Origin of the sequence: Pseudomonas sp. OIL-1 (genome assembly GCF_010669185.1) — a bacterium.
GTDB classification, from domain to species: Bacteria; Pseudomonadota; Gammaproteobacteria; order Pseudomonadales; family Pseudomonadaceae; genus Halopseudomonas; species Halopseudomonas profundi.
The window spans coordinates 1,339,634-1,358,142 of the sequence record NZ_CP048629.1 but is presented as its reverse complement, the minus strand read 5'-3'; the positions used below and the strand labels follow the sequence as shown (position 1 = coordinate 1,358,142).

13 protein-coding genes are annotated in these 18,509 nt (G+C 55.3%); 5 read left to right on the top strand and 8 right to left on the bottom strand.

Annotation, left to right across the window (positions count from 1 at the left end):
• Positions 1-1,072: 1,072 nt before the first annotated feature.
• On the bottom strand, positions 1,073-1,582 hold the full coding sequence (locus G3M63_RS06360; RefSeq protein ID WP_163982171.1) for a DUF934 domain-containing protein: 510 nt from the start codon (positions 1,580-1,582) through the stop codon (positions 1,073-1,075).
• Positions 1,579-3,252, bottom strand: coding sequence for a nitrite/sulfite reductase (locus tag G3M63_RS06355; RefSeq protein ID WP_163982170.1), 1,674 nt, complete (start codon positions 3,250-3,252; stop codon positions 1,579-1,581). The genes G3M63_RS06360 and G3M63_RS06355 overlap by 4 nt, the downstream gene beginning before the upstream one ends.
• A gap of 395 nt (positions 3,253-3,647) precedes the next feature.
• Between G3M63_RS06355 and ccoG the strand changes: the two genes are divergently transcribed.
• The 4 genes from ccoG (at position 3,648) to G3M63_RS06335 (ending at position 8,463) form a co-directional block, all read left to right on the top strand.
• The gene (gene ccoG, locus G3M63_RS06350; protein WP_163982169.1) at positions 3,648-5,063 is read left to right on the top strand and encodes a cytochrome c oxidase accessory protein CcoG; all 1,416 of its coding nucleotides are present in this window, start codon (positions 3,648-3,650) and stop codon (positions 5,061-5,063) included.
• Positions 5,064-5,136: 73 nt separating this feature from the next.
• Positions 5,137-6,546, top strand: coding sequence for a GntR family transcriptional regulator MpaR (gene mapR, locus G3M63_RS06345; protein WP_163984199.1), 1,410 nt, complete (start codon positions 5,137-5,139; stop codon positions 6,544-6,546).
• A 250-nt stretch (positions 6,547-6,796) separates the two neighbouring features.
• Complete coding sequence (gene ccoN, locus G3M63_RS06340) at positions 6,797-8,221, top strand: cytochrome-c oxidase, cbb3-type subunit I (RefSeq protein ID WP_163984198.1); 1,425 nt, start codon at positions 6,797-6,799, stop codon at positions 8,219-8,221.
• A gap of 32 nt (positions 8,222-8,253) precedes the next feature.
• Positions 8,254-8,463 (top strand): hypothetical protein, encoded by a 210-nt coding sequence (locus G3M63_RS06335; protein ID WP_163982168.1) that lies wholly within the window; start codon positions 8,254-8,256, stop codon positions 8,461-8,463.
• A 116-nt stretch (positions 8,464-8,579) separates the two neighbouring features.
• On the opposite strand, the gene G3M63_RS06330 is transcribed toward G3M63_RS06335, so the two are convergent.
• The 6 genes from G3M63_RS06330 to G3M63_RS06305 form a co-directional block, all read right to left on the bottom strand.
• Positions 8,580-9,704 carry an SAVED domain-containing protein gene (locus tag G3M63_RS06330; RefSeq protein WP_163982167.1) on the bottom strand — a complete coding sequence of 375 codons (1,125 nt, stop codon included), beginning with the start codon at positions 9,702-9,704 and terminating at the stop codon, positions 8,580-8,582.
• Positions 9,701-10,198, bottom strand: a complete 498-nt coding sequence (locus G3M63_RS19710) for a Mov34/MPN/PAD-1 family protein (protein ID WP_163982166.1) — start codon at positions 10,196-10,198, stop codon at positions 9,701-9,703. Before G3M63_RS19710 ends, G3M63_RS06330 begins: the two co-directional genes overlap by 4 nt.
• Positions 10,183-11,808: a ThiF family adenylyltransferase gene (locus G3M63_RS06320; RefSeq protein ID WP_163982165.1), complete on the bottom strand. Its 1,626-nt coding sequence runs from the start codon at positions 11,806-11,808 to the stop codon at positions 10,183-10,185. The genes G3M63_RS19710 and G3M63_RS06320 overlap by 16 nt, the downstream gene beginning before the upstream one ends.
• Complete coding sequence (locus G3M63_RS06315) at positions 11,805-12,785, bottom strand: cyclic GMP-AMP synthase DncV-like nucleotidyltransferase (RefSeq protein WP_163982164.1); 981 nt, start codon at positions 12,783-12,785, stop codon at positions 11,805-11,807. Before G3M63_RS06315 ends, G3M63_RS06320 begins: the two co-directional genes overlap by 4 nt.
• A 709-nt stretch (positions 12,786-13,494) precedes the next feature.
• Entirely contained in the window at positions 13,495-14,001 is a 507-nt protein-coding gene (ssb, locus tag G3M63_RS06310; RefSeq protein ID WP_163982163.1) for a single-stranded DNA-binding protein, read from the bottom strand.
• A gap of 28 nt (positions 14,002-14,029) precedes the next feature.
• Positions 14,030-15,385, bottom strand: coding sequence for an MFS transporter (locus G3M63_RS06305; protein WP_163984197.1), 1,356 nt, complete (start codon positions 15,383-15,385; stop codon positions 14,030-14,032).
• Positions 15,386-15,580: 195 nt separating this feature from the next.
• Here G3M63_RS06305 and uvrA point away from each other — a divergent pair, with 195 nt between their 5' ends.
• Entirely contained in the window at positions 15,581-18,412 is a 2,832-nt protein-coding gene (gene uvrA / locus G3M63_RS06300; protein ID WP_163982162.1) for an excinuclease ABC subunit UvrA, read from the top strand.
• The last annotated feature ends 97 nt before the right edge of the window (positions 18,413-18,509 follow it).

Sequence of the window (18,509 nt, the reverse complement as noted above, 5' to 3'; positions counted from 1 at the left end):
GCAGGGACTGGGTTTCAGCTACGACTGGCTGGCACCAAACCAGTGGGAGCCCAGCTCGGACACGTTCGTCTCGGCCTTGCCCAGATATCTGCAAGCGTAGAACGCGCTGGCGTACGTGATAGTCATCTCGTGCAGCATCCACTGGCCGTTCGAGACTACGCTTACCAACCCATCCGCTAGGTCAAAACCCGTCCTCTGGATCGCTGTGATCACGAGCCAGAAGCGGGCTCTGAGACGCGTTCGAGCTGATACGGTAGTTCAACCTGCGGTAGCACCTATTCGCCCCCCTGACGTGCTTCGCTTGTGAGCAAATTGCCGTCCGCCATGAGCCGGTGAGGTGGCGCAAATAGGATCTGCAACTAGAAAGCTCACATGTCTCAAGCTCTCCGGTGCGATTCCATCGGCTAGAGCGCCTGCTCGGCTTGAACCTATGTCTAAAGAAGGCATCGACCCGGCGAGCATCGCTCTAATGGGCGCAGGGGACTTTACCGCTGACCCGCTTCGTACGAAGTCACCTATAAAAGAATCAAAGGTCAAATAGCTTTCTCGCGTTCATGCGTTTGCAAGATTAGTGGACTACTCACTGCTTCATATTGGGAAAATTCAAGAAGCTCTTCGTATTAATCGTCAGTCTATAGAGCCGTTCGCTCCTGGCCGTACGTGGCCGTCCGCTAGCTGACTTTCTCCGCACGAACCGACGCCCGCGACTACAGCCAGCGTGCTTTTGTTTCGACCACTTCCGCGAGACGCGCGGCGCCTTTCTTCGACTTGTTCGATCGCCTGAGCGCCGAGAAAGTCATCCGCAGAGCAGACAGACGATGCGTAACGAGTTTGAGCAGTATCCAGCAATCCGAGATTGACTAGTGGTCCTGCGGATGTTCAAGGGCGCTCTCTTCGAAGGCGTTGCTGGCGTAAAAAGTCTCATTAGTCCACTTTGGTCGGAAGCTGGCTCCACGATGGCAACTTCCGGGCCAAAAGCAGTCGTAGACGTGATGCACCCATCTCGCTGTCCTGCCCTAGCGAGCGACGTAGAAAGCGCCTGCCATCCAGATCGCTCACCTGACCTTTGCGTCTACTCCCGCCGCCGGAACAACGGTCGCGGCTCTACCGCAGACCGCCCGTACAATACGCTCATGCCAGCAAGGCCTTTGATAGCGTCATGCACCGACTTATCTTCACGTATGGCAAACGTATCAAATCCACATTGCCGCATGAGTGCCAGCTGGTCTCGAAGTACGTCACCGACTGCACGCAGCTCACCGGTCCAACCGAGCCGGGTACGTAGGAGGTAAGCCTGGCTGTAACCACGGCCATCGCGAAAACTCGGAAAATCGACGGCAATAATCGGTAGCACCGCCAACCAATCTGCGATGTCTTCTGGTTCATCATCAGGCTGAAGCAGCATGCCGTGTTCACTCGCCGATGCGCCGCTGAGCACGGCTTCGCTCTGGCTGCTCAACCATGTCGCTTTCGGAACGATGCAAGGCCCCGCAGGAAGGTCGCCTGCTTCGCGCACAAGCTGCCAGGGATCATCGTTGACGATTTCGCCTTGGCTGCCGGTCAGGCGAATAAGGTTGTTCATAGCCCCTCCTCTGTAGCACGGGCATAAACCTTCGCTTTGAACGGCTCCAAGCCGACTCGCGCAACCGTGTCTACAAACAGCTCGTCGCCTTCGCGCTGCTCGGTGTAGGTAGCAACGAGCCGCTCGATAACCCCAGGGACATCATCCGCGGCAAAGGCCGGACCGATTACCTTGCCGAGGCTACTCGTCTTGCCTTGCGCGCCACCGATGGTGATCTGATACCACTCACTGCCGTTCTTATCGACGCCTAGAATGCCGATATTCCCGATGTGGTGGTGCCCACAGGCGTTCATGCAACCCGAAATGTTAAGGCTGATTTCACCGATATCATGGAGATAGTCGAGGTCATCGAAGCGCTGCTGGATCGATTGAGCAACCGGAATCGATTTAGCGTTCGCCAGCGCACAATAATCGCCACCCGGGCAGGCAATGATATCGGTTAGAAGTCCGATGTTAGGCGAGCCGAGGCCTGCCTCGCAGGCTATCTGCCACAGCTCATACAGATCGGCCTTGCGCACGTCTGGGAGAACCAGATTCTGCTCATGGGCTACCCGCATTTCACCGAAGCCAAACTGTTCCGCCCATCGAGCAACCGCTTCCATTTGATCGGCGGTAGCGTCCCCCGGCGGTGCGCTGATGCCTGGCTTGGTGGAAAGCACAACCGAAGCGTAGCCTGATACTTTGTGCGGCTTCACATTCCGCTCTATCCAACGAGCAAAGGCCTTATCCTGACCCAGCTGACGACCCAGATTCGGGTCGGTCTGATCAAGCAAATCGTAAGTCGGGGGCTCGAAGAAAGAGGCGACGCGCTGATGCTCAGAAGTGGTAAGCTCAGCTGGACCTTCCTTGATGTGTTGCCATTCGCGCTCAACTTCTTCTGAAAAGGCCTCGATCCCGAGTGCTTTCACCAGAATCTTGATCCTTGCTTTATATTTGTTATCGCGGCGGCCGTACCGATTGTAGACACGGAGAATCGCTTCGACATAAGAAAGCAGGTGCTGCCAAGGCAGCGCATCACGGATTTGCTGGCTCAAGATGGGGGTGCGTCCAAGACCTCCCCCGACCATCACACGTAGCAACTTATCTCCGTTCTCGCCCCGGTAAAGATAGATGCCAATATCGTGCATCATGATCGCCGCACGGTCTTCCTCGGCAGAGCAAACCGCGATCTTGAATTTGCGCGGTAAATAGAGGAATTCGGGGTTGACGGTGGACCATTGGCGCAGCAGCTCAGCCATCGGACGCGGGTCCATCAACTCATCGGCCGCCACACCAGCAAACGCTTCGGTCGTGACGTTGCGCACACAGTTGCCGGACGTTTGGATAGCGTGCATATCCACGTCAGCGAGTAATTCGAGGATATCCGGCACGCGCTCAAGTTCGATCCAGTTGAACTGGATATTTTGTCGCGTAGTGAAATGACCGTAGCCCTTGTCAAATTCCCTCGCGATCCTTGCAAGCACCCTCATTTGCGTGGATGAAAGTGTTCCGTAGGGGATCGCTACGCGAAGCATATAAGCATGACGCTGCATATATAGGCCATTCTGCAAGCGCAACGGCAGGAACTCTTCTTCGGTGAGCTCACCGGAGATGCGTCTGGCTACCTGGTCTCGGAACTGCGCGACTCGCTCATGAACGAGGGCTCGGTCGAACTGATCGTATTGGTACATGTCTTGCCTCTCCTGCGGGACATAAGCTGCGAGCAACCAGTCGGAGGCTCTGCAGTTTTGTGTGCTCACTCTAATGTTGCGCTGAACTCATAAACAGATTCAGAACTGCCCGCAAAAGACGTATCAGATTTAGGTGGATTACGACATGCACCGCCTGTAACGGCAGCCGGCGCAAGCAGTGACCCGCTACAGATTGCCGCACCCAGATGGTCTGATACGGTTTTGTACATCATATCTGAGACTGTTTTCGGATCACCTTAGAGCTCACTATCTGCCCTGCCTCTCGTACAGATCAGCACTCGTTTTCCTCAGCTGGCTCTCCGGAAACTCCCACGCTGCTGCGCCGCAGCGACGGCCGGCAAGAGGCATCCTAGAATCTTGATAAGGGTCCGATAATGAGCGAACAAATTCCGGTCAAGCTGGTCGAGACGATCGACCGTGGCAAGCCAGCTCGGCTTACTCCTGCGCAGTCCGGTGGTCCTATCCACACTCGCAGTTTTACGGGGTTCTTCCGGAACGTTCGGTTGCTGGGAGTGGGCGCCCTGTTCCTGCTCTTTTTTGGAACGGTTTGGCTGGACTGGGATGGCCGGCAAGCCGTGTTGTGGGATTTGACCGCCAAAAAATTCTACATTTTCGGCGCGACGTTCTGGCCCCAGGACTTCGTGTTGCTGTCAGCTTTGTTGATGATCTGCGCATTCGGCTTGTTCTTTATTACTGTCGTCGCAGGCCGCATTTGGTGTGGTTATGCCTGTCCCCAAAGCGTATGGACCTGGGTTTTCATGTGGGCAGAGAAAGTGACCGAAGGCGATCACCTGCAACGATTGAAACTGGATGCTGCGCCTTGGTCTGGAAGTAAGATCCTCAAGCGAAGTGCGAAACACGCGCTTTGGGTCGCTGTCAGCCTGGTGACGGCTATCACTTTCGTGGGCTATTTCACGCCCATCAAACCGCTAGTCAGCGATCTTGTTTCGCTGGAAGTCGGACTGACCGCGGCGTTCTGGGTATTTTTCTTCTCTGCTGCCACCTACATCAATGCTGGCTGGCTGCGAGAAAAAGTTTGCACGCACATGTGCCCCTACTCGCGGTTTCAAGGCGCCATGTTCGACCAAGACACCCTGCTGGTCACGTACGACGCTGCGCGAGGCGAAGCGCGTGGCCCACGCAAGCGTGATATCGATCACAAAGCGGCGGGACTGGGTGACTGTATCGATTGCACCGTGTGCGTACAGGTATGTCCGACAGGCATCGACATCAGAGACGGGTTGCAACTTGATTGCATCAGTTGTGGCGCTTGCGTGGATGCCTGCGACGACATCATGGAAAGAATGGGCTACGAACCAGGCTTGATCCGCTACACCTCGGAACGCGGTCTGAATGGCGGCAAGACTCAATGGTTGCGCCCCAGAATGGTCGGTTACGCTGCCCTGCTAGCGCTAATGATCGGCTCGTTCGTCTGGGCGTTGGACTCGCGCTCGCTGGTATTGCTTGATGTAACGCGGGATCGTCAAATCTTTCGGGAAAATGCCGAAGGTCAAATCGAGAACGCCTACACTTTAAAGGTGATCAACAAGTCGCAACAGCAGCGGGACTTCAATCTCAGCCTTGCAGGGTCTTCGGATTATGTGCTCGGTAGCGTGCCCTCGCTTTCCCTTGCACCCGGCGAGATTCGCGACGTACCAGTGTATCTGGTTCGGGTGAACGATCACTTGAGGTCAGGATCGGACCAAGTACGCTTTGTCGTAACGGACCGGAACGACGCGTCCATTAGCCAAGTGACCGACTCGACCTTCGTTTCGCCAAGGCTGCGCTAAACCCATGCAGATGCCGCAGAATGAAATAATGGGCTTTCGCCCTGAACCCCTCGTCAAGCCAGACACGGGAACCATGAAGCGCTACGAAAAGTTTGCAGAAGAGATCGCAGAGCTTATACGAACCGGTGTATTGGCACCTAACGAGAAAGTGCCGTCTGTCCGGCACGCAAGTCAAACGTACGGGATCAGTCCGTCGACGGTTTTCCAAGCTTACTACCTGCTGGAAGACCGCGGACTGATTCAGGCACGTGCACGGTCAGGCTATTTCGTTCGCGAGCACGCGAAACGTTCCTTAAAGGAGCCCGACATCAGCAGCCACGAGATGGCTAGTACGGATGTTGATGTAAGCGAACTGGTTTTTTCGGTACTTGACTCCTTGCGTGACCCGCATACGGTGCATTTCGGCTCCGCCTTCCCAGGTCCGGATCTCTTTCCGTTGGACCGCCTTGCGAAATCTATGTCGCAAGCGTTGAAAGCACTTCCGTCACATTCATTCATTGCGGATCAGTCAGCGGGCAACCCTGACTTGAGGCGGCAATTGGCGCTTCGCTACATGATAAGCGGAGTCATGCTTCCTTCGGACGAACTGGTTATCACCAATGGAGCAATGGAAGCACTGAATCTGTGTCTTCAGGCCGTTACCCAGCCCGGCGATCTCGTGGCGATAGAGTCGCCATCTTTCTATGCTTGTCTGCAGGCTTTGGAGCGCCTGCAGCTTAAGGCTGTTGAGATCCCGGTACACCCCAGGGAAGGCATTGACCTTGATGCATTAAGCGAAAGCATGAACAGACTGCCCATCAAGGCTTGCTGGCTAATGAGCAGCTTGCAGAATCCAATCGGGGCAAGCATGTCAGAAGACAAGAAGGAGGCGCTTTATCATCTTTGCGTGCGCCATCAGATTCCGTTGATCGAAGATGATGTATTCGCTGAGCTCCACTTCGGGCAAAACCCGCCGAAGCCGATCAAGAGCTATGACAAGGAAGGGCTGGTCATGCACTGCAGTTCATTTTCCAAGTCTCTCGCTCCGGGTTATAGGGTGGGCTGGGTAGCTGGCGGGCGTTTCTCCGAGTGGATCAGCCGATTGAAACTGATGAATACAATCTCCCCATCCATCCCGGCCCAGGCGGCGATAGCTGATTATCTTCAGCATGGTGGCTACGATCGTCACTTGCGTCGGCTGCGCTACACATTGGAAACCCAGCAACATGCAATGCTTGTCGCAGCCGAAAAACATTTCCCGGCCGGTACCCGAGTAACCCGTCCCAAAGGCGGCTATCTGCTGTGGTTCGAATTTCCTGAGAAGGTGGATTCGTTGCAGCTGTTCCATAGCGCTCGTGCACAAGGTATCAGTCTCGCACCGGGTCCTATCTTTTCTGCCAGTCACCGCTTTCGAAACTGCGCACGCCTCAACTACGGGCAACCATGGGGTCCCTCAAGTGAGGATGCGATGGCTCTGCTCGGGAAGATGCTCTGTTCGTTTTGACTCTACGCTGTACTGTATTGTCGCATCCACTCATAAACCGATCTGCTTCTAAATCGACAGAAAACCTTATAACTAATTGAAAAACAAGCTTAATCTCTGCGTAACGCGCGATGGATCGGCTGCGACAGCGCCCGTCTGATCTGCATTTTATTCGACAACCTGAGACTGTTTGCTCCTCCTTCGCATCGATACAGTGCCGGCTATGTCGACAGAGTCTGCTCGACTTCCACCTCGCAGCAGGAAGGCACTTATGCATTCAACTCAAGCCAATCCATATAACTACAAGGTCGTTCGTCAGTTCACGATTATGACCATCATATGGGGCATTTTGGGTATGTCAGTTGGGCTACTGGCTGCCTCGCAACTGGTGTGGCCCGCTTTGAACTTCGATTTGCCCTGGACCAGCTTCGGACGAATCCGACCCTTGCATACCAGTCTGGTGATTTTCGGTTTTGCCGGGTCGGCCCAGTTCGCTGCCAGTTATTACACTCTGCAGCGCACTTGCCAGGTGCGGCTGGTATCCGACAGGCTTGCCGCGTTTACGTTCTGGGGCTGGCAAGCGGTCATTGTTACTATGTTGATTACGCTCCCGCTAGGCTATACCACGACTAAAGAATACGCCGAGATCGAATTCACTGGTGCGATAGGAATGGCAATCGTGTGGGTGGCATACGGAGTGCTGTTTTTCGCGACGCTACGCAAGCGGGCAACTAAACACATCTATGTTGGAAACTGGTTCTTTGCAGCCTTCATAGTGACGATCGCAGTGCTTCATATAGTCAACCATTTGGCAGTACCGATCAGCTGGTTCAAATCCTATCCGATTTACGCGGGCGCCACTGATGCGATGGTTCAGTGGTGGTACGGTCACAACGCGGTAGGTTTCTTCCTGACCACCGGCTTTCTCGGGATGATGTATTACTTTGTGCCCAAGCAAGCTAACCGGCCTGTGTATTCCTATCGCCTCTCGATCGTCCATTTCTGGGCATTGATTGCCCTTTACATTTGGGCCGGCCCCCATCATCTGCATTACACCGCGCTGCCGGATTGGGCTCAGTCGCTAGGCATGGTGATGTCGCTCATTCTGCTCGCTCCGAGCTGGGGGGGAATGATCAATGGAATGATGACCCTCTCGGGTGCGTGGCATAAGTTGCGTGACGATCCGATTCTGCGTTTTCTCGTTGTCGCGCTGGCTTTTTATGGCATGTCCACGTTCGAAGGTCCGATGATGGCAATCAAGACGGTCAACGCGCTTTCCCATTACACGGACTGGACCATCGGTCATGTCCATGCGGGTGCGCTCGGGTGGGTCGCCATGATCACCTTCGGATCGCTTTATCATATGGTCCCACGTCTTTATGGACGCGAAACAATGCACAGCGTCGGCCTGATCAACGCGCACTTCTGGCTGGCCACCATCGGAACCGTCCTGTACATCGTGTCAATGTGGGTTAACGGCATCAGTCAGGGTTTGATGTGGCGAGCGGTCAATGTGGACGGAACACTTACATACTCGTTCGTTGAAGCTTTGGAAGCGAGTCATCCCGGCTTCATCGTCCGTGCCATCGGCGGCCTGTGTTTCCTGACCGGTATGCTGATCATGGGTTACAACACGCTGCGCACCGTGCGGGCAGCACGCACGGCTGCCGCAACCTCCAGCCCGCAACTCATCTGACTGAGCAAGGCGAATCCTCAAGAGGTGAACATATGTTTCAGGATATCTGGTTGTTGATGTCGATCGGCATCCCCGCATTGGGCCTATACTACTGCTTATCGGCCCGCGGCCGGCAGGATTACGACGAGGCGTCTCGCCTGCCATTCGGCGACGAGCTGAATGATGCGTTCACGGTGGATGAGAAGATTTCCGCAAAAGTGCGAGCTGCCAAAAGCGGCGATGACGAAACGTTGACTGCCTGAACGCGAGCCACTAGTAGAGACCGCAGCGGCGCACGGCCCTCCGGTTTCGTTTTGGGCTATTGCGAGCGCCCGTTCGGAACAGCAGGCTATCTTGGCGGCTGTCAGCCCAAAAGCAGTCATCCAGCGCCCAACAGATCGCTGGTGATTTGATGATTTGGTGTCTTTTCTCTAACTACTAGTTCGCCTTGGCTAGTTTCCGAATTCGGCATGCGGATACCCCAAGGGTAGGGGTCTTCATTTTGAGCTTGCTGATATTGGTAAATTATTAATTCAGGCATATTGCGACCCGCATAACACGAGCCAAGTCTGATGGAGAGAATACTGGGAGCGGCTAGTATGAGGTGAATTCTCTTTGTGCCCTTGTATTTTAGGGTGGCTATGCAGCTCATGAAGTCTTGCATGAGTCTCTGGATAGATACTTCGCTGACCACTATGCCGGGAACTGGGTTTTCTATTTTAAGCTCAATAATATTAATTCCAGGGAAGGCGATTGTGAGCTCTAGGCGTTCAATGGGGTACGAGACCGAAAAAGCTAAGACTACGTCTTGGAATGTTGGCTCATAGTTTATAGGTAAAGAGTCCGTTAGATCGGCGCCCTCACACGGCGATACCCACATAGATGCTTTTCTATTCCAGTCAAGCCAATGGACTTTGCTTTCTGCTGCTAGTAGGTTCCCTGTGAGAAACAGGAGTGGAACAGGTGCCAGCCCTCCAGCATAGACGCTCAGATCGTCGCGATCTCTACCATCTTTGAGCTGCTTGAGACGAATGGGGATTAGGTTAACAGCGCTTACAGCTTCTTGCTTTTGTGCTGTTGTGCCTTGAACCAGCTGGCGTACATCAATGAATATGGATTCTCTTCTGCCGAGAATCAGAGAGGGAATCGCGCGTTGAATTGAACTATCTGCGGTTTGGCTCAGCCCGCGCAGTTCTAGAGCTATTACTAATTTCCTGCGCTGCTCCTGAAATGTGATCCAGGCGAAGTACAAGCCGACTGCTATGAGCAGTGCTCCGACACCTAAGCATGCGGCATTGACCCACCACTCCGCTTCGGTCGTATTTATTTCTCCTACGATATAACCACCATCATCGGACTCTTTACGGAAAACCAGTTTTGCAGCGAGCCATGGCCCGCCCAGCATCAAGGTGACTCCGGCACTAAGAAGCAGACCTGTCGGGCTCCTTCGAAAATATAAGGTGGCTAGATCAAATATGCTATCCATCAATTGAGCGGTTTTCATGGTTTAAAATGCCCTAGAAGAATTAGTGGCCGACCAGACTGCGCATGCCAGCAGCCAATAGTTTGTGTGCCTACAATTAGATAAAGAATTCCATTGCAGTCAAATTTGCCATTTCTTAAGACGCGCTCACAATCACTGAGGTCGGTACTGGAGGGCGTAGGATTAGCTTCAGGGTGAGTATGCCAAAGGCCTAGCTGAGTACCTTTGCCATTTGTTTGCATGTTCCAGAGTTCGGCTTCTCGTTGATGCCTCTCGCTTCTGAAAAAGCTTGTCCTAGAGCGTTGGTCTCCCAGTCCAGGAACTGTAAGCTCCTCGGCCAATAAACCATTCGTACCGCTATCGACGAACCCCAGAATCAACCCGCCTGCCTCTTTCGAGTAGAAGCGCCTTTGCGACCAGCCGAAAAGCTTCCTCACCACGTCTGGCGATAGAGATCCGCAGGCGCCTTCTTTTATCTCCCAAACGACGTGTCCACTAGTCAAACGCCGCAGCATGGGCACCTCGGCTGGGCGAGTTCGGATGGATTTATGTCCGAGGCGATGCGTAAGGTGCGCAGGGCGTCGTATGTAGCAGACGGCTGTATCCCTTCTTCTTTGGCGAGAGCCGCCTCCCCCGCCCAGCGTGAGTAGAGAGGAACATTGGTTAGTACACGCTCAGCAGCCAGGATCGCTGTCCGAGTTGCGTCTAGTGCTGAATAAGGCGTGAATGCGCCGCAGCCCGTCAATTGGCGAGTTACTTTTTGGCCGGGCTCCATGAGGGCGGTGCGCATACTAGGAAGGGAGCGCTGCGTGTCCGGATCTAAGTACAGACAGTCCAGGCATCCTGGAGTACCTGGGCGCATAGCAATTGCGTGCCCGCCCAAGCCAGCGGCTTCAACACTTGTTGATACGATCAATGATTGCCACTTCTCTCTGAATGCTCTTCGAACGATCGAGCGTTCAAGAGTCGAGTTACCGGTTGCAAGCACGATAGCGTCAGCCACGGCTAGCTTTCCTTTAGCCAGCACTGTTTGAACACTGGTCGCTCTAGCTTCGATCCGAATACCAGGCATCCGCTCTTTCAGAAGGTTTGCCAGCTCATCAACCTTGGACTTGGAGATCGACTGCTTCCCAAGTAAATGCCTGCCCAGGTTGTCAGGGCTGAATTTGTCATTGTCCACGAGGGTGATTTTGCTAACCCCTGCTAGGGCTAGATGTTCGGCCACGCGAGACCCTATAGAGCCACAGCCGGCAACAATGACGTGGCGCATGACTGGTTCTCCGCCTGTACGTTGAACCAGGTACTCATGGTCCTGCCGCTGTAGGAGATACGTGGATCGGATCTTCGCTGGGCGCAGTCCCCAATAGAGCAGTAGTAATGAGTGCCCAAAGCTGCTAGGGACGCGTAGAACGACGCCCCGGTTTTTTGATGCGGTTGCAACAGCGCGCAGAGCGGGCGACAGCCTACTGAGGAAGATGTCCCACCAGTCATTTTCCCACTCACTCAGAAGACCAAAGATTTGATGGATGGTGACATCAAGGAGTCCTAAACGCTCTTGATGACAGGCGGACAGCGTTGTTGTTCCTTGATTAACCCTGCACACTTTTGGCGTGATGGGGCCGCTTCTGCCCCTTCTCATGAAGGCGACTTCGGCATACAGGGACTTGGTGGAATCGAGCTTCTCGTCGAGAATTGCTGATGATGAGCCGTCATTGCGCAAATAGCCTTCCAGCTCATCGGCAAAGGCAAGCTGGCGCTCTTCCTCCGCCATGGCTGAGCTGTGGGCGAGCAATCTGGTTGCCTCTTGGAGTAACCATTCGATTACCCCAGGCACATCCTCTGGGTCGTACTCCAGCCCCTCGCGATCACTTACACATACATCGCCTGTGCAGCTGACGTGAGGCCATCCCCAAATTGGTGTTGGCCTGCGCCAATAGACGACAGGAAGTTCATCAACGTTCCAGCCAACTGTGACTAGTCGCAACGGCCATACGTGTCCCTCTCTATCAAGGGTGATGTCCCACGCAGGCACTTGAAGCTCTTGATCGAACACAACGATTTTAGCGCCAAGCTCTCGTAGCGCTAGCTCAACCTTGGCGACAAAAGCCTTTTGGATTTCGGTCAAGCGGAGCGACCAGAAGTGCTCACCCCCGCAGAGGTTTGCTTGGTAGTGTCGGACTTCTCTGGAACAGCGAAGTCTTCGCCAAATTTCTTACGCAGTATTTTGCACGCCTCATAGGTATCGGCCTGTGCTTCCGCTTCGTTTAAGGCATCACGCAGTTCTTCAAGTCGGCTCTTGAGATCGATCATTTGGTTGTCTGTCATCCGCTCGAAGAGATCGCTGTATGGCGCAACCGAAAGATGGACCTGTAGGCGCGAGCCCGTCCACCTGGCAAGCATTGCATCTACGAGGTCTCGTAGTGCAATCAGGTCTACGGATTTGCCATCGATGCTGTCATAGCGAGGTACGAACCAGTTGTACGCCGCCACCGTCAGACCGATGCTCGGGGTGTTTTTGTGGCCGATTTTTTCATCTCGCCACCGCTTGAAAGCTCGGACACATCGACGGAACTGGTCACGGTCTCTACCAGAGAACTGGCTGGTGATCTTTTCCGTAAGTTCCTGAGCCTCGGACGGCTTCCACTCCCTGTCAGCTAATGGGGTGCTTTCTCTGCACCAGGCGATTTGAGTTTGTCCTGCGGCGTTAGAGCAATAAACGGCAAGATCGATGTGATGGAGGGGAGCTTCGTCCCTGGAATATGTGACTGTTACACAGGGGCGGCGAATGTTAACTGTGCGGTTGTGCCGCTCTAGTGCATCGCGAACATATTTTTTCAATACCAGAGGATCGGGATAGTCGCCGGGCGAGCATTCAAAGAGGACTCCTATGTCCATATCCGGGTTGCCATCCAGCGGGTGGATACCAGTGTTCAGCGCATAGCTACCCTGATTGAAGGTTGTGTAAGGAGGCGCATTCGCACTGATGTTTTTCTTCAGGTCGGCGAGCAGAGTATCCCTTCTGTCACGGAGGTCCTGGCTGCTTTCGTAGCCGAAAAGAATTGTTCTATGAAAGCTTTCAAACTGGGTTTGCGCGCGAGCCATTTGCTGTCCTTGCTAGGTGGTTTGCTTATATATTGAAGCATGGCGTTTTGATTTCAAGGTGACCTTAAGTTTCTTTCTGCTGGTCTTTTGTTGAGACGCGCTAACCTCGAATGCGCACCGCGTTTTGCTCTCCTGGCTAAACTTTGACAATGCGGTTTCGGAGAGACGCCATCCAAATCGTACATGCGCATGCCCGCTGTCGATGACTGCTTCTGGCCCGATAACTGCCTTTCAGTATCCGCTTTGGGTAGGACTCGACCGTTGATGCCCTTCAACCGAAAGCGGATTTATTTTCGTTGCCGCGCCCGGTCCGAATTATGAGCGAGCGCTTCGCCTTGAAAAATGCTCGCTGCCCATTCTTCGAAGCAGTAAACAAAGCGCCTTGGAGATGATCCCACCGCCGCGCAACAAGCTTAGAAAAACGGGGCGATGTTTAGCAGCAGCTTCCGTCGAGGCAATGCGTTCCTCTATCTCGCCCGCAAAGCTGCAGGGAAACCCATGGTCCGCCCACTCCAAGCATTAGCTCCCCGCTGTTGACCCCGAGTATCACCTGTGGACATTCTTAACTCTTTACGTTTGTGCGAGGTACGACATAGCCTTCTTAGCTCAACGAACAAATCCATATTATTTATCTTGGTTAAAAGATGCGAAAGCCCCGTAAAACGGGGCTTCGCAAGCTTACATTTGACATTAACGTCCCAGGTAAACTCTAGAAGGGGATATCATCGTCAAAGCTGTCATAGTCCGGTGCAGGCTGCTGCGGAGCCTGTTGTGGGCGCTGTTGCTGTTGCGGAGCAGATTGCTGCGGCTGCTGCTGGGGCGCCTGACGCTGAGACTGTTGCCGCGGTGCCATCCCCTGTTCGCCGCCCTGCGGACGACCGTCGAGCAACTGCATCTGGCCGCCGATATCCACCACAATCTCGGTGGTGTAGCGCTTGACGCCGTCCTTTTCCCATTCGCGGGTTTGCAGGCGCCCTTCGATGTACATCTTCGAGCCCTTGCGCACGTATTCCCCAACGACTTCAGCCAGGCGACCAAAGAACACCACGCGGTGCCATTCGGTCCGCTCCTGTTGCTGTCCGGTCTGCTTGTCCTTCCAACTGTCACTGGTCGCGAGAGTCACGTTGGCGACCGCATTGCCATTAGGCAGATAGCGCACATCCGGATCGCCGCCTACGTTACCAATCAGAATTACCTTGTTGACGCCTCTGGCCATCTCACTAATCTCCTGTGTGCTGCCTGATTCAGGCCGGACTCAACACGCGGTCCAGCTGCTCACGATTCAGCACTTGAATGTCTACTTTGATGTATACAGCGGCTTCTTCCGCCACGATAACCGCCTCAGCCACCCCCGGTACGGCAAGTATTCGCCGGAGCAGATCCTCATCCCTGACTAGCTCGAGGGGCAACGGCAGACGGTAGCTGATTACATAGGCTGGTTGACGCATCTTAACACCAATCAGCAGCCATGAAAGGGCAAGCACGGCGCAGCAGACGAATACCCCGCCAAGGCCATAACCCCCGTATACCGCGCCGCCGAGCACGCCGCCCAGGGCCGCCCCAATGAACTGACTGGTTGAGTAGATGCCCATCGCAGTGCCTTTCGCGCCAGCCGGGGCAAGCTTGCTGAGCAAGGACGGAAGAGTGGCTTCCAGCAAATTGAAGCCGACGAAATACAGCACAATTGCTGCAACCAGCCAGCCAAGCGACGACATGCTCGCCCACAGCATCGGCTGCACGAGCGCTAACAAGAGGATCGCCGCCAACACCACCTGCTTGACCCGGCGGCGACGCTCAGCGTAGATAATGCAGGGCACCATCGCGGCGAATGAAATGACCAGCGCTGCGAGGTACACCCACCAATGCTGCTCGCTGGGCAAGCCGGCCTGCTCGCTCAGCGCCAGCGGGATCGCTACGAAACTCGCCATCAGGATTGCATGCAGCACCGCGATGCCATAGTTGAGCCGCCATAATTCAACATTGCGCAAAGCAGGCAATACTGCGGAACGAACGATGCCTGCATCGCGGTGGCGTGCGACGTGATGAGCAGGAGTGGGCACCACCCATAGCACCAGGAGCATGCCAGCAACTGCCAGCAGACTGGTCACATAAAACACGCCCTGCAAGCCGGCCATGCTGGCGATCAGCGGGCCGGCGACCATCGCCAGGCCGAAGGATACCCCAATGCTCATGCCGATCATTGCCATGGCTTTGGTGCGATGTTGATCACGGGTCAGGTCAGCCACCAGCGCCATGACTGCCGCAGCAATGGCGCCCGAACCCTGCAATATGCGGCCGGCGATCACCCCTTGAATACTCTCAGCCTGCCCCGCCACCAATCCGCCAAGTGCGAACAACACAAGCCCGCCAACGATGACCGGCTTGCGACCGATACGGTCGGATAACATGCCAAAGGGGATCTGCAGGAAGGCCTGGGTAAAGCCGTAGGCACCAATTGCCACCCCTATAAGCAGAGGTGTAGCGCCGTCGAGTGCCTGCCCGTAAATCGCGAGAACCGGCAGCACCATAAACAGTCCGAGCATACGGAAGGCGAACACCGCTGCCAGTGATGCGGCGGCACGGCGCTCGGCGGGCATCATGCTATCGGCCTGGTTCAATGGAAACTCCTGCCTGAACAAAAGGTGCGCATTTTAGCATGCTTGCAGGCAGCTTTTGCGAGCGCGACTCACGGGCGCTTCAGATCGATGCGCCATGATCCGAGCGCATCCGTTTTTGGCGCGTATGCCATGAGCAACGTATACTAATCAGCTTTGCTGGCCTTGGGTGGATGTACAGTGGATACCATCGTTATTCGTGGGGCCCGTACCCACAACCTGAAGAACATTGACCTCGACCTGCCCCGTGACAAGCTCATCGTCATCACCGGCCTGTCCGGTTCCGGGAAATCCTCTCTGGCGTTCGATACGCTCTATGCCGAGGGCCAACGTCGTTACGTTGAGTCACTTTCTGCCTATGCCCGGCAATTTCTGTCGATCATGGAAAAGCCCGACGTCGACCATATCGAAGGCTTGTCACCGGCGATTTCCATTGAACAGAAATCAACGTCGCACAACCCGCGTTCGACCGTCGGCACCATTACCGAGATCTACGACTACCTGCGGTTGTTGTTTGCACGGGTAGGCATCCCTCTTTGTCCGGATCATGGCGAACCACTCGCCGCCCAGACCATCAGCCAGATGGTCGATCAGGTGCTGGCGTATCCCGAGGGAAGCAAGCTCATGCTGCTCGCGCCGGTCATGCGTGATCGCAAGGGCGAGCACCTGGCGCTGATTGACGAGCTGCGGGCCCAGGGTTTCGTTCGTGCCCGGATCAACGGCCGCATCCATGACCTGGACGAAGCGCCAGTGCTGGAGAAAAACCGCAAACACACCATCGAGGTCGTAGTGGATCGGTTCAAGGTCCGCGAAGACCTCCAATTGCGTCTGGCAGAGTCCTTCGAGACCGCCCTCAAGCTGGCCGACGGTGTTGCGATAGTTGCTCCCATGGAGGGCGAAGACGGCGATGAAGTGACCTTCAGTGCCCGCTTTGCCTGCCCGATTTGCGGTCATTCGATCAGCGAGCTGGAACCGCGCCTGTTCTCGTTCAACAATCCAGCCGGCGCCTGTAGTACCTGTGATGGACTGGGGGTAAAGCAATTCTTCGATGCACGGCGGCTGGTCAATGGCGAGCTGACGCTGGCCGAAGGCGCCATACGCGGCTGGGACCGGCGCAACGTTTACTATTTCCAGATGCTCAGCTCGCTGGCCGGGCATTACGGCATCGACCTTGATACAGCTTTTGATGACCTGTCAGACAAACACCGCAAGCTTGTGCTGAACGGCACCGGCAGCGAAAAGGTGCCCTTCCGTTATCTGAATGACCGTGGCGACATCGTCAAGCGTGAGCATCCATTTGAGGGCATTCTGCCCAATCTGGAGCGCCGCTACAGGGAAACCGAATCGCAGACCGTGCGTGAGGATCTGGCCAAGTTTCTCAGCACCCAGCCCTGTCAGGATTGCCATGGCACGCGTTTGCGCCGCGAAGCGCGGCATGTGTTCATTGACGATCGCAACCTCCCGGGTATCACCACCATGCCGGTGGGGGCTGCGGCAGAATATTTCATGCAGCTGCATCTGCCCGGCAACCGCGGCGAAATTGCCGAGAAAATTCTCAAGGAGATCCGCGCGCGGCTGATGTTTCTGGTCAATGTCGGGCTGGATTACCTGAGCCTGGACCGTAGCGCCGATACCCTGTCGGGCGGCGAAGCTCAGCGTATCCGTCTGGCCAGCCAGATTGGCGCTGGCCTGGTGGGCGTCATGTACATTCTCGATGAGCCCTCAATCGGCTTGCACCAGCGCGATAACGAACGACTACTGGGCACGCTTATTCACCTGCGCGATCTGGGGAACACTGTCATCGTTGTTGAGCATGACGAGGATGCTATTCGCATGGCCGACTATGTGCTGGATATCGGCCCGGGCGCTGGTGTGCACGGCGGCCAGATAGTGGCGCAGGGCACGCCTGCTCAGGTGATGGAACACCCCGACTCCCTGACAGGCAAATACCTGTCCGGACGCGTCAAGATACCGGTACCAGCCGAACGGCATCCGCCGCGCAAGGATGAATGGCTGCGCCTGAAGGGTGCCTGTGGCAACAACCTGCAGAACGTCAATCTGGAAATCCCGATCGGCCTGATGACCTGCGTGACAGGCGTTTCCGGCTCAGGCAAATCAACACTGATCAACAACACGCTATATCCGATCAGTGCCACCGCACTCAATGGCGCCACCACCCTTGAGGCTTCCCCCTACGACAGCTTCGATGGCCTGCAGCACCTGGACAAGGTGGTGGATATCGACCAGAGCCCAATCGGCCGTACGCCGCGCTCCAATCCGGCCACCTATACCGGGCTGTTCACGCCGATACGGGATCTGTTTGCCGGCACCCAGGAGGCACGTTCGAGGGGCTATAAAGCCGGGCGTTTTTCCTTCAACGTCAAGGGTGGACGCTGCGAGGCGTGCCAGGGTGATGGCCTGATCAAGGTGGAAATGCACTTTCTACCGGACATCTACGTGCCCTGCGATGTCTGCAAGAGCAAGCGCTACAATCGCGAGACGCTGGAGATCAAGTACAAGGGCAGGAATATCCACGAAGTGCTGGAAATGACGATCGAGGAAGCCCGCGAGTTCTTCGGTGCCGTGCCGTCGCTGGCGCGCAAGCTACAGACGCTGATGGATGTAGGCCTGTCTTACATTCGTCTGGGTCAGTCGGCGGTGACGCTGTCGGGTGGCGAAGCGCAGCGGGTAAAGCTGGCTCGGGAACTGTCCAAACGTGATACCGGTAAGACGCTGTATATCCTCGACGAGCCGACCACCGGACTGCATTTCGCTGATATTCAACAGCTGCTGGATGTGCTGCATCGTCTGCGTGATCACGGCAATACCATTGTGGTGATCGAGCACAACCTGGATGTGATCAAGACAGCCGATTGGTTAGTGGATCTCGGTCCTGAAGGCGGGTCTAAAGGGGGGCAGATCATCGCGACCGGCACGCCGGAGGATATCGCCAAGGCCAAACAGTCCCATACCGGGCATTTCCTTGGTCCTTTGCTGGAGCGTGATAGCTGATTTCTGCACCAGGGAATCGGGACAGCGCCGAGAGACGCTGTCCCGTTATCCGCTCATAGGGCCAACAGTAAAAGTTGACCACCGTCTGGCGTCCAGT

What these genes read in the sequence shown, in the direction of transcription:
- G3M63_RS19710 (WP_163982166.1), bottom strand. Translation starts at nt 10,198, where the DNA reads ATGCTGCGGCGTTTGACTAGTGGACACGTCGTTTGGGAGATAAAAGAA.
- G3M63_RS06360 (WP_163982171.1), bottom strand. Translation starts at nt 1,582, where the DNA reads ATGAACAACCTTATTCGCCTGACCGGCAGCCAAGGCGAAATCGTCAAC.
- ccoG (WP_163982169.1), top strand. Translation starts at nt 3,648, where the DNA reads ATGAGCGAACAAATTCCGGTCAAGCTGGTCGAGACGATCGACCGTGGC.
- mapR (WP_163984199.1), top strand. Translation starts at nt 5,137, where the DNA reads ATGAAGCGCTACGAAAAGTTTGCAGAAGAGATCGCAGAGCTTATACGA.
- G3M63_RS06330 (WP_163982167.1), bottom strand. Translation starts at nt 9,704, where the DNA reads ATGAAAACCGCTCAATTGATGGATAGCATATTTGATCTAGCCACCTTA.
- ccoN (WP_163984198.1), top strand. Translation starts at nt 6,797, where the DNA reads ATGCATTCAACTCAAGCCAATCCATATAACTACAAGGTCGTTCGTCAG.
- ssb (WP_163982163.1), bottom strand. Translation starts at nt 14,001, where the DNA reads ATGGCCAGAGGCGTCAACAAGGTAATTCTGATTGGTAACGTAGGCGGC.
- G3M63_RS06335 (WP_163982168.1), top strand. Translation starts at nt 8,254, where the DNA reads ATGTTTCAGGATATCTGGTTGTTGATGTCGATCGGCATCCCCGCATTG.
- G3M63_RS06315 (WP_163982164.1), bottom strand. Translation starts at nt 12,785, where the DNA reads ATGGCTCGCGCGCAAACCCAGTTTGAAAGCTTTCATAGAACAATTCTT.
- G3M63_RS06305 (WP_163984197.1), bottom strand. Translation starts at nt 15,385, where the DNA reads ATGATGCCCGCCGAGCGCCGTGCCGCCGCATCACTGGCAGCGGTGTTC.
- G3M63_RS06355 (WP_163982170.1), bottom strand. Translation starts at nt 3,252, where the DNA reads ATGTACCAATACGATCAGTTCGACCGAGCCCTCGTTCATGAGCGAGTC.